General features: G+C 62.8%; 13 protein-coding genes. 9 read left to right on the top strand and 4 right to left on the bottom strand.

Going from position 1 to position 13,543, the window contains the following annotated elements:
- Positions 1 to 20 precede the first annotated feature (20 nt).
- Entirely contained in the window at positions 21 to 773 is a 753-nt protein-coding gene (locus tag JBE38_RS01850) for a thioesterase II family protein (RefSeq protein WP_205343426.1), read from the bottom strand.
- Between the two features lie 303 nt (positions 774 to 1,076).
- On the opposite strand from JBE38_RS01850, the gene JBE38_RS01845 reads away from it, so the two are divergent.
- Positions 1,077 to 1,628 carry an RNA polymerase factor sigma-70 gene (locus JBE38_RS01845; RefSeq protein WP_060755994.1) on the top strand — a complete coding sequence of 184 codons (552 nt, stop codon included), beginning with the start codon at positions 1,077 to 1,079 and terminating at the stop codon, positions 1,626 to 1,628.
- 2 nt (positions 1,629 to 1,630) lie between these two features.
- On the opposite strand, the gene JBE38_RS01840 is transcribed toward JBE38_RS01845, so the two are convergent.
- Together JBE38_RS01840 and JBE38_RS01835 are read right to left on the bottom strand one after the other, a co-directional pair.
- Entirely contained in the window at positions 1,631 to 2,419 is a 789-nt protein-coding gene (locus JBE38_RS01840; RefSeq protein WP_205343425.1) for a substrate-binding periplasmic protein, read from the bottom strand.
- 91 nt (positions 2,420 to 2,510) lie between these two features.
- Positions 2,511 to 3,134: a TetR/AcrR family transcriptional regulator gene (locus JBE38_RS01835; RefSeq protein ID WP_060755996.1), complete on the bottom strand. Its 624-nt coding sequence runs from the start codon at positions 3,132 to 3,134 to the stop codon at positions 2,511 to 2,513.
- Between the two features lie 152 nt (positions 3,135 to 3,286).
- On the opposite strand from JBE38_RS01835, the gene JBE38_RS01830 reads away from it, so the two are divergent.
- The 8 genes from JBE38_RS01830 to ppnP all read left to right on the top strand — a co-directional run bounded on the left by JBE38_RS01830 (position 3,287) and on the right by ppnP (position 12,493).
- Positions 3,287 to 5,065 carry an acyclic terpene utilization AtuA family protein gene (locus JBE38_RS01830; protein ID WP_205343424.1) on the top strand — a complete coding sequence of 593 codons (1,779 nt, stop codon included), beginning with the start codon at positions 3,287 to 3,289 and terminating at the stop codon, positions 5,063 to 5,065.
- A 12-nt stretch (positions 5,066 to 5,077) separates the two neighbouring features.
- Complete coding sequence (locus JBE38_RS01825) at positions 5,078 to 5,950, top strand: SDR family oxidoreductase (RefSeq protein ID WP_205343423.1); 873 nt, start codon at positions 5,078 to 5,080, stop codon at positions 5,948 to 5,950.
- Positions 5,951 to 5,954: 4 nt separating this feature from the next.
- The gene (locus tag JBE38_RS01820) at positions 5,955 to 7,571 is read left to right on the top strand and encodes an acyl-CoA carboxylase subunit beta (protein ID WP_205343422.1); all 1,617 of its coding nucleotides are present in this window, start codon (positions 5,955 to 5,957) and stop codon (positions 7,569 to 7,571) included.
- Positions 7,572 to 7,587: 16 nt separating this feature from the next.
- On the top strand, positions 7,588 to 8,745 hold the full coding sequence (gene atuD / locus JBE38_RS01815; RefSeq protein WP_090369552.1) for a citronellyl-CoA dehydrogenase: 1,158 nt from the start codon (positions 7,588 to 7,590) through the stop codon (positions 8,743 to 8,745).
- Entirely contained in the window at positions 8,742 to 9,503 is a 762-nt protein-coding gene (locus JBE38_RS01810; protein WP_104994412.1) for an enoyl-CoA hydratase/isomerase family protein, read from the top strand. Before atuD ends, JBE38_RS01810 begins: the two co-directional genes overlap by 4 nt.
- 112 nt (positions 9,504 to 9,615) lie before the next feature.
- Positions 9,616 to 11,505 (top strand): acetyl-CoA carboxylase biotin carboxylase subunit, encoded by a 1,890-nt coding sequence (locus tag JBE38_RS01805; RefSeq protein WP_205343421.1) that lies wholly within the window; start codon positions 9,616 to 9,618, stop codon positions 11,503 to 11,505.
- A gap of 97 nt (positions 11,506 to 11,602) precedes the next feature.
- Positions 11,603 to 12,145, top strand: coding sequence for an exonuclease domain-containing protein (locus JBE38_RS01800; protein ID WP_060756003.1), 543 nt, complete (start codon positions 11,603 to 11,605; stop codon positions 12,143 to 12,145).
- Between the two features lie 63 nt (positions 12,146 to 12,208).
- On the top strand, positions 12,209 to 12,493 hold the full coding sequence (gene ppnP, locus JBE38_RS01795) for a pyrimidine/purine nucleoside phosphorylase (protein ID WP_060756004.1): 285 nt from the start codon (positions 12,209 to 12,211) through the stop codon (positions 12,491 to 12,493).
- Positions 12,494 to 12,541: 48 nt separating this feature from the next.
- On the opposite strand, the gene JBE38_RS01790 is transcribed toward ppnP, so the two are convergent.
- Positions 12,542 to 13,348: an MOSC domain-containing protein gene (locus JBE38_RS01790; RefSeq protein ID WP_205343420.1), complete on the bottom strand. Its 807-nt coding sequence runs from the start codon at positions 13,346 to 13,348 to the stop codon at positions 12,542 to 12,544.
- Between the last annotated feature and the right edge of the window lie 195 nt (positions 13,349 to 13,543).

Below are 13,543 nucleotides of genomic sequence, written 5' to 3'. Positions count from 1 at the left end.
AATCGAAAATTGGAAAGCGTTCAGCCGGCGATCCGCTGCCGCGTCGTGCCAGTGCGCCAACGGCTCAGGTGCTCATCGGCATAACGACGCAGGCAGCGCAGCACGGCGCTTTCGTGCTGCACGAGAAAGAAGTGATGGCCGTCGAACATGTCCAGGGAGAAGCCACTGGCGGCATCGATCTGCCAGTCCAGCAACTGGTCGGCACGCACGCTGTCTTGCTTGCCGCCGAACACATGGATGGGCATGCCCAGCGGCTCGCGCTCGCCATACTGGAAGCTGCCGCACAGCAGGAAATCGGCGCGCAGGATCGGCAGCATCAACTGCATCAATTCAGGGTTGGCCAGGGCTTCTTCGGCGGTGCCCTGTAGCTCACGCAGGCGGGCGAGCAATTGTTCGTCGGTCTTTTCGATAGCGTATTCACTGACATCGCGACGGGCCGGGCCAGCCGTGCCCGAGGCGAACAACGCCAGTGGCGCGGGCACATCGCGCAGGCTTAGCGCATGGGCCAACTCAAAGGCCAGCAGGCCACCGAGGCTATGACCGAACAGCGCGTAGGGGCCATCCAGGTGGCGGCTGATTTCATTGGCAAGCTGGGCCGCCAATGCCTTGATATCACGCTGCAAGGGCTCGTCCATGCGCATGCCGCGCCCCGGCAACTCCAGCGGGCACACTTGCAACCAGTCCGGCAAGGCACGGCGCCAGCGCGTGTAAACCGAGGCGCTGGCGCCCGAATGGGGCAGGCAGAACAGGCGCAGTCGGGCGGGCGTGCTCATGGCTTGAGGACTCCCCACTGAAACACGCTGCTTGCACGGTAAAAACCCATTTCGCCCTCCTGCGGGTGCTGATCCTTGGCCGTTTCGCTAACGGACCTGTCACCCATGAGAACGGACGGAGCCGGTAAATAATTAGTCGCCCGGGACGCGCGAGACACGGTTCACACCTTGCAGAAAGGCATAGGATTAGTTCTTTCTCTCATTTGACAATAATTATCATTAAGCATAATTTGTTGCCCGATGTGTAGGAGGCTTCAGCACGGACGCCCTCCCCTAACCTCTTTTGCGACAAGGTGAATTTCCATGACGGAACCAGTATCCACAGGCAGGTGCGACTCACCGCTTCTCCAGGCATTCGTCGACAATCGACTGATCCTGGTGAAGATTGCGGCCAGAATTACCGGCTGTCGCTCCCGCGCTGAAGACGTCGTGCAAGACGCCTTCTTCCGCTTGCAGTCAGCGCCGACGATCACTTCATCGTTCAAGGCCCAACTGAGTTATCTGTTCCAGATCGTGCGCAACCTGGCGATCGACCACTACCGCAAGCAGGCGCTGGAACTCAAGTATTCGGGACCGGAAGAGGAAGGTCTGAATGTGGTGATTCACGGTGCATCACCGGAAACCTCGCACATTAATTTCAACACCCTGGAAAACATCGCCGACGCCCTGACGGAGTTGCCCCAGCGCACCCGCTATGCGTTCGAGATGTACCGCCTGCACGGCGTGCCGCAAAAGGACATCGCCAAGGAGCTGGGCGTATCGCCGACCCTGGTGAACTTCATGATCCGGGATGCGCTGGTGCATTGCCGCAAGGTGTCGGGCAGCCACAGCGATACGTTTGCGCGGCGGGTGTAGGTTCAGGGCACCGGCATCACATCGATGCGATACGGCTCGAAAATCTTCAGCATCTGGCCGTTATCGCGCAAATGCTTGAGCAACGCGGCGAACGCCTCCCCGGTGATCGGCGCTTTCGGCCGCAGCAAGGCGTAGTGGTGATACACCTGGTCGATACGTTCCGAGACCAGGAATTTCCCCGCCATGTCTGCATTGCGCACCATGAAGTCACTCAGGTACGAACGCGTCACCAGCGCGATATCGGCACGCCCGCGCACGACCATCAGCAGGTTGCTGTCATGGGAATAGGTCAGCGTGGCGTTGAAGTGTTCGGCCAGGTATTTGGGGTCGGCGTTGAAGTTGGCGAAGGCGTAGTGATAACCGCTGAACACCGCGAGGCGCTTGCCGGTCAGGTCGGCGAAATAACGCTGGTCGCGCTCGGGCTCACGCTGGGCGACGAAAATTTCCGCATCCTCCAGGCCCATGTCGACACTGGTGTGAGGAATATCCTGCCAGCCCCATTTGGGGTTTTCGAAGATCGCCATATCGACCCGGCCCTGCTCGAAGTCCCTGAAACGCCGGGGGATCGAGGTCGGCACCAGGACAAACTGGTAGTCGCTTTGCAACGTGTTCAGGGCTTCGACCAATTGCGGCAGTATCCCGGTGTCGGCCCCTTGTTCGGGACGCACGGTGTAGGGCGGAAAATGCGCGGCACCGATCCTCACCAACTGCGCGGCAGAAGCCGGCATCCAGCCTCCGGTGCCCACGGCCCATAAGGTAAGTCCTGCAGCCAGCCGCCATGGCGATAACATCAAGGCACACACCGTTTAAACTCTGATATCAGTAAGCTAGGCGTTTTTCTCAGGCGAGACAACTTTCGTCGCCAAATTAACAGCTTGCGCCTCAATCGGACTTCAGCACCATCAGCAGGGCTTCGTCAGCCAATTGCTCAAGTGTCAGGCTGCCCTGGGCACGAAACCAGGTGGTGGTCCAGGACAAGGCACCGGTCAGGAAGCGCCGCGTAATAAACACATCCCCCTTGATGTACCCGGCGGCCTTCGCCTCCTCCAGCACTTGCAGCCAGATATTTTCGTACACATCGCGCAGCGCCAATACCCGCGCCTGGCCTTCGGCCGACAGCGAGCGCCATTCGTAGACCAGCACCGCCATTGCCTCGCCACTGCCGCCCATGATCGACTGCAATTCGCAGCGGATCAGCGCCAGCACCCGTTCGCGCACGTTGCTCGCCTCCTCGAGGGAAGCACGCATCATCGCGGTGTTGTAGTGGATGGTTTCCTCCATCACCGCACGCAGGATCTCGTCCTTGCTTTTGAAGTGATGAAAGATGCTGCCGGACTGAATGCCCACGGCGCCGGCCAGATCGCGCACCGTGGTGCGTTCAAAGCCCTTGTTGCGAAACAGGTGAGCCGCGGTTTGCAGCAATTTGCCCCGGGCGCTGTCGGGGTCGGTCAATTGGCCGCCATCGACCATGGTGCGCATCACCCGCTGGGCTTTGTGCTCATCCATGCTGCTCTCCTTTATTTCTACTAACGTCTTGGGCGGCAATTTAGGCTGTGACCGCCACCCAAGCAAGCGCTTGGGCAGAACTTGTGCCGGGAGTTTACAAACCAAGCGCTTGCTTGGTAGTCTCGACCCAGCCATTCGAGGAAGGATTTCTCATGAGCAAGACGGTTCGTATCGGCTGCGCCAGCGCTTTCTGGGGCGATACCAGCACGGCTGCCGCCCAGTTGGTGCAGGGCGGCGCGCTGGACTACCTGGTGTTCGACTACCTGGCGGAAGTCACAATGTCGATCCTCGCCGGGGCGCGCTTGAAAGATCCCCAGGCCGGCTACGCCACCGACTTCGTCGAGGTGCTCACGCCACTGTTGGCCGAGATCCAGCGCCAGGGCATCCGCGTGATCAGCAACGCCGGCGGCATCCATCCACAAGCCTGCGCTGCGGCGCTCCAGGCGGCCTGCGATGAAGCCCGGCTGCCGCTGAAAATCGCCGTGCTGCTGGGCGACGACCTGCAACCCCGGCTCAAGCAACTGCACGGCGTCACCGACCTGTTCAACGGCGCGCCGCTGCCGCCGGCCTGCGTGTCCGCCAACGCTTATCTAGGCGCTCCCGGCATCGTCCAGGCGCTGGCGCTGGGTGCCGATATCGTCATCACCGGCCGGGTGGTCGACAGCGCCGTGGTCAGTGCCGCACTGGTGCATGAGTTCGGCTGGTCCTGGCAGGACTATGACCGCCTGGCCCAAGCCGCCCTGGCCGGGCACATTATCGAATGCGGCGCACAGTGCACCGGCGGCAACTTCACCGATTGGCGCGACGTGCCGGACTACGAACACATCGGCTTCCCCATCGTCGAGGTGAGCGCCGACGGCCAGTTCACCGTGAACAAAGTCGAGGGTACGGGCGGGTTGATCAGTGAACTCAGCGTGGCCGAGCAACTGCTGTATGAAATCGGCGACCCGCGTGCGTACCTGTTGCCCGATGTGATCTGCGATTTCAGCCAGGTGCGCTTGCAGCAACAGGGCAAAAACTGCGTACGCCTGCACGGCGCCAAGGGCTTGCCGCCCACTGCGCAGTACAAAGTCAGCGCCACTTACCTGGATGGCTTTCGCTGTACCGCCAGTTGCCTGCTGGCCGGGATCGATGCGGTGGCCAAGGCCGAGCGCGTCAGCCAGGCGATCATCAACAAGACGTCGGAGCTTTTCAGCCAGCGCGGTTGGGGGCCCTACACCGAAGTGAATATCGAACTGCTGGGCAGCGAAGCCACCTACGGCGCCCACGCCCAACGCCACGACAGCCGCGAAGTGGTGGTGAAGCTCGCCGTGCGCCACCCGAACAAGCAGGCATTGCTGCTGTTCGCCCGTGAAATCGCCCAGGCGGCGACCGGCATGGCACCGGGCCTGACCGGCATCGTCGGTGGGCGACCTTCGGTCTACCCGTTGATCCGACTGTTTTCGTTCCTGGTCGACAAAACCGCGTGTGAGCCACTGGTCGAATGCCAAGGCCAACGCCACGCCTGCGCGTTACCGCCCGTGCATGCGCTCGCCACGCCGGCCGCACCGCTTGATCCACCCAAGCCTCAAGGCCGCGCAGATGCCAGCGTACCGCTGGTGAAACTGGCCGTGGCGCGCTCCGGGGACAAGGGCAACCACAGCAACATCGGTGTGATCGCCCGCGACCCCGAGTACCTGCCGTGGATCGCCGAAGCGCTGACCCCGGAAGTGATCGTCGATTGGATGAGCCATGTGCTCGACCCCCTGCATGGCCGCGTCGAGCGCTGGTATTTGCCCGGCAGCCACAGCCTGAATTTCCTGCTGGAAAACGCCCTGGGCGGCGGTGGTATCGCCAGCCTGCGCATCGACCCGCAAGGCAAGGCGTTTGCCCAGCAACTGCTGGAAATCCCCATTGCCGTGCCGCAGCACATTGCCGATCAACTTCGCTAAAGGACCGTTGCCGTGGCCTTCGACTCGATCTTCAAAGCCAACCTGTTCCAAGGGCAAACCCTGATTGTCACGGGAGGCGGCAGCGGTATTGGCCGCTGCACCGCCCATGAACTGGCGGCCCTGGGCGCCCAGGTAATACTCGTGGGGCGCAAACCGGAAAAACTCCAGGCAGTAGCGGCGGAGATAGCCCAGGACGGTGGCAACGCCCACTGGCAGGCTTGCGATATTCGCGATGAAGCGGCGGTCAAAGCACTCGTCAGCCAGCTCATCGGCGAGCACGGGCCGATCCACGGGCTGGTGAATAACGCCGGCGGCCAGTACCCATCGCCACTCGCCTCGATCAATCAGAAAGGTTTTGAAACCGTACTGCGTACCAACCTGGTCGGCGGCTTCCTGATGGCCCGTGAAGTGTTCAACCAATCCATGAGCCAGCACGGCGGCGCCATCGTCAACATGCTCGCCGACATGTGGGGCGGCATGCCCGGCATGGGTCACTCCGGAGCGGCCCGCTCGGGCATGGACAACTTCACCAAGACCGCCGCGTTCGAATGGGGTTACGCCGGTGTGCGGGTCAATGCCGTGGCGCCGGGCTGGATTGCCTCCAGCGGCATGGACACTTACGAAGGCGCCTTCAAGGCGGTGATCCCGACGTTGCGCGAACAGGTGCCGCTCAAGCGCATCGGCACAGAGTCGGAGGTCAGCGCCGCCATTGTGTTCCTGCTCAGCCCCGCCGCGGCCTTCATTAGCGGCAGCACCCTGCGCATCGACGGCGCCGCCAGCCTGGGCAGCCGCGCCTGGCCGCTGCACAAGGCGCAGCCACCCAGCGCGTCGTTCAATGGTTTCCATCGTGCGTCTGTGCCCGATGTGCTCAAGGCGGAGCAATAACACCATGCCGGTGATCGAAACCCGGATCGACATCCATAGCCCGCAATTCGCGCAAAACCGCGAAGCCCTGTTGACCAGCCTTCAACAACTGCACCAACTGCAACAGCAGCTGCTGAGCAAAGCGCAGGAGGCCAGACCCAAGTTCGAGCGGCGCAACCAACTGCTGCCCCGCGAACGCCTCAACCTGCTGTTGGACCCCGGCGCACCGTTTCTTGAACTGGCGAGCCTGGCCGGCTACAAACTCCACGATGACAAGGACGGCAGCGCCGCCGGCGGTGGCTTGATCGCCGGCATCGGCTACGTCAGTGGCGTGCGCATGCTGGTGGTGGCCAATAACAGTGCGATCAAGGGCGGGACCATTTCCCCCACGGGCCTGAAGAAATCCCTGCGCCTGCAACAGATCGCCATGGAGAACAAACTGCCGGTGGTGACCCTGGCGGAAAGTGGCGGCGCGAACCTCAACTATGCCGCCGAGATTTTTGTCGAAGGCGCCCGCAGCTTTGCCAATCAGGCACGCATGTCGGCCATGGGCTTGCCGCAGATCACCGTGGTGCATGGCTCCGCCACGGCGGGTGGGGCCTATCAGCCCGGGCTGTCGGATTACGTGGTGGTCGTGCGCGGCAACGCCAAGCTGTTCCTCGCCGGGCCGCCTCTGCTCAAGGCCGCCACCGGCGAAGTGGCGACCGATGAAGCCTTGGGCGGCGCTGAAATGCATGCGCAAACCGCCGGCACGGCGGAGTACCTGGCGGAAAATGATGCGGACGGCGTGCGTATCGTGCGCGAAATCGTCGCCCTGCTGCCCTGGAATGACCGACTGCCGCCCGCCCCGAAGCGGTCTTACACAGAACCGTTGTACCCCATCGACGAACTGCTGGGGTTGATCCCCGATGACCCGAAAAAGCCCTACGACGTGCGTGAAATCCTCGCGCGCCTGGCGGACGGCTCCGCCTTCCTCGAATTCAAGGGCGAGTTCGACGCCCACACCGTGTGCGGCCACTTGCACATCCAGGGCCGTGCGCTGGGCGTGATCGGCAACAACGGCCCGATCACGCCCAAGGGGGCCAGCAAAGCCGCGCAGTTTATCCAGCTATGCGACCAGAGCCGCACGCCGCTGCTGTTCCTGCACAACACCACCGGTTTCATGGTCGGCACCGAATCGGAGCAGCAAGGCGTGATCAAGCATGGCGCGAAGATGATCCAGGCCGTGGCGACGGCGCGGGTGCCTAAACTCACGATTGTGGTCGGCGGCTCCTACGGTGCCGGCAACTACGCGATGTGCGGTCGCGGCCTGGACCCACGGTTCATCTTCGCCTGGCCCAACAGCCGCACGGCGGTGATGGGCGGCGCGCAGGCCGGCAAGGTGTTGCGCATCGTCACCGAAGCCAAACAACTGAAAGACGGCCTGGTGCCCGACCCCAAGGTGCTGGACATGCTGGAACAGGTCACCGCACAGAAACTCGACAGCCAGTCCACTGCGCTGTATGGCAGTGCCAACCTGTGGGATGACGGGCTGATAGACCCCCGCGATACGCGCACGTTGCTGGGGTTGCTGCTGGATATCTGCCACGAAGCCGAGGTCAGGCAGTTGCAGCCCAACAGTTTTGGCGTGGCGCGTTTCTAACAGGAGAACAACAACAATGATCTTCACCCAGGAACACCAGGAACTGCGCCGCACCGTCCGTGCCTTTGTCGACCGCGAGATCAACCCGTATGTGGATGAATGGGAAAAAGCCGGGCGCTTTCCCATCCACCACATCTTTCGCAAAGCCGGCGAGCTGGGCCTGCTGGGCATTTCCAAGCCTGAGGCATTCGGCGGCATGGGCCTGGACTACAGCTATTCGATTGTCGCCGCCGAAGAATTCGGCACCATTCGTTGCGGCGGTATTCCCATGTCCATTGGCGTGCAAACCGATATGTGCACCCCGGCCCTCGCCCGCTTCGGCTCCGATGAATTGCGCGACGAGTTCCTCCGGCCAGCCATCAGCGGCGAACAAGTGGGCTGTATCGGCGTCTCGGAAACCGGCGCCGGCTCCGATGTGGCCGGGTTGAAAACCCATGCGCGCAAGGACGACGGCGACTATGTGATCAACGGCAGCAAAATGTGGATCACCAACTCCCCCAGCGCCGACTTTATCTGCCTGCTGGCCAACACCTCCGACGACAAACCGCACATCAACAAGTCGCTGATCATGGTGCCGATGAACACGCCCGGCATCCGTGTCAGCCCGCCCCTGGAAAAACTCGGCATGCACAGTTCCGAGACCGCGCAGGTGTTCTTCGATGACGTGCGCGTGCCCCAGCGTAACCGTATCGGCCACGAAGGCGCGGGCTTCATGATGCAGATGCTGCAATTCCAGGAAGAACGCCTGTTTGGCGCGGCCAATATGATCAAGGGCCTGGAGTACTGCATCGACAGCACGATCGACTACTGCAAGGAGCGCCAGACGTTCGGCAAGGCGCTGATCGACAACCAGGTGATCCACTTTCGCCTGGCTGAATTGGCCACCGAAATCGAATGCCTGCGCGCCCTGGTGTACCAGGCCACCGAGCAATACATCAAAGGCCAGGACGTCACGCGCCTGGCCTCCATGGCCAAGCTCAAGGCCGGGCGCCTGGGGCGCGAGGTCAGCGACAGTTGCCTGCAATACTGGGGCGGCATGGGCTACATGTGGGACAACCCGGTGGCCCGCGCCTACCGCGACGTGCGGCTGGTGTCGATCGGCGGCGGGGCCGATGAAATCATGCTGGGCATCCTCTGCAAACTGATGGGCACCTTACCCGGTAAAAAGTCATGAACACCCTGTTGCTCGAAGCACATCACGGCGTGCTGCACATCACCCTCAACCGACCCGAATGCCGCAATGCGATGAGCCTGGAAATGGTCAATGAACTGCGCACGGTGCTGGCAGGGCTGGACAGCCAGATACGGGCGTTGGTGATCACAGGCGTCGGCGGGCATTTCTGTGCCGGCGCGGATGTGAAGGATATGCTCCACGCCGGCGATCAGTTACAGGCATTGAATCGGGCGTTCGGCACGCTGTTGCAGCAAGTTGAAGCGCTGCCGCAGGTGGTGATCGTGGTGTTGCAAGGCGCGGTGCTGGGTGGCGGGTTTGGCTTGGCGTGTGTGAGTGATATCGCGATTGCCGATCATCAGGCGCAGTTCGGCTTGCCGGAGACCCGCCTGGGCCTGCTGCCGGCGCAGATAGCGCCGTTTGTGGTCAAGCGAATCGGGCTGACCCAGGCACGCCGATTGGCGCTGACGGCGGCGCGGTTTGATGGGATGCAAGCTGAGCGGTTGGGCGTGGTGCATTTTGTCGAGACGGATCCGCAGGCCCTGGCGCAGCGCCTGGATGAGGTGTTGGGCGAGGTGCTCAAGTGCGCACCCGGGGCGAATGGACGGACCAAGGCGCTGTTGCTGGCCAGCGTGGATGAGCCGCTCGAGAACGTATTGGATCGGGGGGCACAGTGGTTTGCCGAGGCCGTCAGGGGGGAGGAAGGGATCGAGGGGACACAGGCCTTTGTGCAAAAGCGTCAGCCTGAGTGGTGCAAATGATGCCATCGGGAGCAAGCCCCCTCCCACCGTTGGAATGCACTTCAACAATGTGGAAGGGGCTTGCTCCCGATGAGGCCCGAGCCGCCCCCCCCATCAACCAAGGGACAACTCAATGCCCGCATTCAGCAAAATCCTGATCGCCAACCGCGGTGAGATCGCCTGCCGTATCCAGCGCACCGCCCAAGCCCTGGGCTACCGCACCGTGGCCGTCTACAGCGACGCCGACGCCGAGGCACTGCACGTCCAGATGGCCGACGAAGCCGTCAACATCGGCCCCGCGCCCGTACAACAGTCTTACCTGGACATCCCGGCCATTCTCGATGCCGCCAGGAAAACCGGCGCCGACGCCGTCCACCCCGGCTACGGCTTCCTCTCGGAAAACGCCCGATTCGCCAAAGCCTGCCTGGAGGCCGGCTTGACCTTCATCGGCCCCAGCGTCGAGGCCATCGAACTGATGGGCAGCAAACGCCTGTCCAAACTCGCCATGCTCGACGCCGGTGTGCCCTGTGTTGCGGGCTACCAAGGCGAGCAACAAGACAACGCCACGCTACAACAGCAAGCCAACCGCATCGGCTACCCGCTGATGATCAAAGCCAGCGCCGGCGGCGGCGGGCGTGGCATGCGCCTTGTGCAGGATGCCGACGCCCTGCTGGAGAGTCTGCACACCGCCCGCTCCGAAGCCAAAAACGCGTTTGGCAGCGACGAACTGATCCTCGAACAAGCGTTGATCGACCCGCGCCACGTCGAGATCCAACTGTTCGGCGACCAACACGGCAACCTCATCTACCTGGGCGAGCGCGACTGCTCGATCCAACGCCGTCACCAGAAAGTCATCGAAGAAGCCCCCTGCCCCATCATGACGCCCGCGTTGCGCCAGGCCATGGGCGAAGCCGCCCTCAAGGCTGGGCGCGCGGTGAATTACGTGGGTGCGGGCACCGTGGAGTTCTTGCTCGACCGCGACGGCCGGTTCTACTTCCTCGAAATGAACACCCGCCTGCAGGTGGAACACCCGGTCACTGAACTGATCACAGGCCTGGATCTGGTGGACTGGCAGCTGAAAATCGCCGCCGGCGACCCGCTGCCGCTGGAACAGGCCGATGTGCGCCTGAGCGGCCACGCCATGGAAGTGCGCCTGTATGCCGAAGACCCGGCCCAGGGCTTTGTGCCGCAAACCGGCGAGGTGCTGCGCTGGGAGCCGGCCGCCGGTGCGCGGACTGACCACGGCGTACTGCAAGGCCAGCGCATCAGCCCGTTCTATGACGCGATGCTCGGCAAGATCATCGCCCACGGCACTACCCGTGAAGAGGCCCGACGCAAGCTGCTGCGCGCAGTGCAAGACACCCTGCTGCTGGGCGTGATCACCAACCAACGATTGCTGGCCGACCTGCTCAAGCATCCGGATTTTATCGCAGGCGATTTCAGTACCGGCTTTATCGCCGAGCACTTCAGCGAAGTCCCGCCTCAGGCCGCGACAAAAGAACAACTCGCGCTGGCCGCCGCGCTGTTTTATCAACACAGCGCCAGTGCGCATGCACCGGCTCTGGCGGGCTGGAGCAACAATCCCAGCGCCAGTGCGCCTTGGGCCTGCCGCCTGGAGGTCAACGGTGAAATCCACAACGTCAGTGCCGCCCCCCTGCAACTCAGCTCCGATGGCGGGTATGCCACCCTGGAACTCGACGGTATTCGCCGACGTGTCGCCTACCACCTTGAGGGCACCCGGTTATGGCTGCCGGGTCTCAGCATTACCCACTGCACCCAGCCAGTCGCCGGCCGCCAGACGAGCGCCGGCAGCGGCACGGTCAAAGCGCCGATGGACGGTGCCATTGTCGACATCCGCGTGAGCGCCGGGCAAACCGTCACCAAAGGCCAACTGCTGCTGGTGCTCGAAGCGATGAAAATGGAGCATCCGCTCACCGCCGGCATCGATGGGGTCATCAAAGGCGTGCAGGTGATGACCGGCGATCAGGTGCGCAATCGCCAGGTGCTGCTGGAGATCGAATAGCGGCGGCCTCGGGCCTCGATGAAAAAACAGCGCGGAACTACAAGGTCACGCTACGCTCTATCCCCATCAGGAAACAAAGAGTACGGGAACCTGCGCGATGCCTCATTGGCTGATTATTGACCTTGAAGCCACAACGGATGAAGGCGGCTGGCCCGTGACGGAGATGGAAGTCATCGAGATCGGCGCCAGCCTGGTCAACCGCCAGGGCCGTGAACTGGATCATTTCCAGCGCTTTGTGCGGCCGCTGCGTCGCCCCTTGCTGACGCCCTTCTGCCGCCAACTGACCCATATCACCCAGGCCAATATCGATGCTGCCGCCCCGCTCAGCGAGGTGTGGCCACTGTTCGAGCGCTGGCTGGGCCAGCATCAGACACGCCTGGAAGGCTGGGCCAGCTGGGGCGACTACGATCGTGTGCAACTGGAACTGGAATGGCAGCGCAATGACCTGACCAGCGTCCTGGCGCAAACGACCCACGTCAATCTCAAGCAGCGCTTCGCCAAGGCCCGGCGCCTGGACAAGCCGCTGGGGCTCAATGGCGCCCTGCAATTGGCGGGGATGCAGTTCCATGGCCAGCAACATCGCGCGCTGGAAGATGCACGCAACACCGCGCGCCTGCTGCCGTTGATTTTGCCGGTCTAGGCAGCTCCTCCGGGCTTGGGCATACTGGCCGACCTTTCCAGACCCTTTTCCGAGGATTCACCCATGTTTAAAGTCAATGAGTACTTCGACGGCACCGTCAAGTCGATCGCTTTCGGCACCGCAGAGGGTCCGGCGACTATCGGCGTGATGGCCCCGGGTGAATACGAGTTCGGCACCGCCCAGCGTGAAATCATGCACGTGGTATCCGGCGCACTGACCGTCAAACTGCCGGAAGCCAGCGAGTGGGAAACCTTCGCCGCCGGCAGCCAGTTCAACGTACCGGCCAACAGCAAGTTCCAGCTGAAGGTCGCGGTGGACACCGCTTACCTGTGCGAATACCGCGGCTGAGTTTCAGCCCGACAAAAAAATGCCCGTCTCGCAGGAGACGGGCATTTTTTATTCCAGGATCGTGACCGGCATGCCGACTTCGAGATAGCCGATGCCATCGTTGACCAGGTTCTGGCCGAACATCGCGCCACTTTCCGTCTTGCGATAGCTATCGAGCGTGGCGAAAGGTTCGCGGTCGGCGCTACGCTCGCCGGTGGCGGGGTCGATCGTGGTGAGAATGCAGCGTGAGCACGGTTTGACCACGCGCAACTCGACGTCGCCAATGCGCAGGCGCTTCCAGCCGTCTTCGGCAAAGGCTTCCCCCCCTTCGATCACCAGGTTTGGACGAAAACGCAGCATCTCCATCGGGCGGCCAACGTGCCGCGAAAGATCGTCCAGAGAGCCCTGGCCGATCAGCAACAGCGGGTAGCCGTCGGCAAACGCCACTTGATCGTCGTCGTTGCCGAACCCCGCCTCGGTGGTACGGGCGCGGGCCAGCGGCATCTGCACCAGCCGCGTGGGCTTGCCGATAAACTCACTGACCCAGGCGGCGGCCGCATCCCCGGCATCCGGCACGCGCACGGTGTCGCGCCAGATGGTCACGCCGCGCAACTCGGCGTCACTGCCGGGCAAGGCCACTTCCAGCGACGCAACGCCTGGGGTGCTGAGGGTCAAGCCACCGGCTGCGTTCCACAGCGCCGATAGCTGGCTCATCTTCGCCACCGCCCGTTGCGTCAGGAAACGCCCACTGGCCTCGTCCACCAGCATCCAGCGTCGGTCCCCTTCCAGCCCCAGTTTATCCAGGCCGATCCGCTGCAAGACCTCGGCCTTGCCGGACTTCAAAGGGTAACGGTACAACGCGCTGAGACGAAGCATGAGCCTGCTTTCCTGGAGGATAAAGCGCCACCCTATACGAGCAGGCCCCCAGAATCAAAACCACCTTGTAGTGAGCGGGCTCGCCCCGCGCTGGGGGGCGCAGCCGCCCCAACAGGGACGCCGCGGTGTATCAGAAAAACCGAGGTGCCTGGATTTGGGGCGGCTGCGCCCCCCAGCGCGGGGCAAGCCCGCTCA

The sequence above is a fragment of the Pseudomonas sp. ICBG1301 genome, from assembly GCF_016918385.1.
In the GTDB taxonomy this organism is placed as follows: Bacteria; Pseudomonadota; Gammaproteobacteria; order Pseudomonadales; family Pseudomonadaceae; genus Aquipseudomonas; species Aquipseudomonas palleroniana.
Note: the sequence above shows the minus strand (reverse complement) of the source record. Positions and strands in the feature narration are given on the sequence as shown.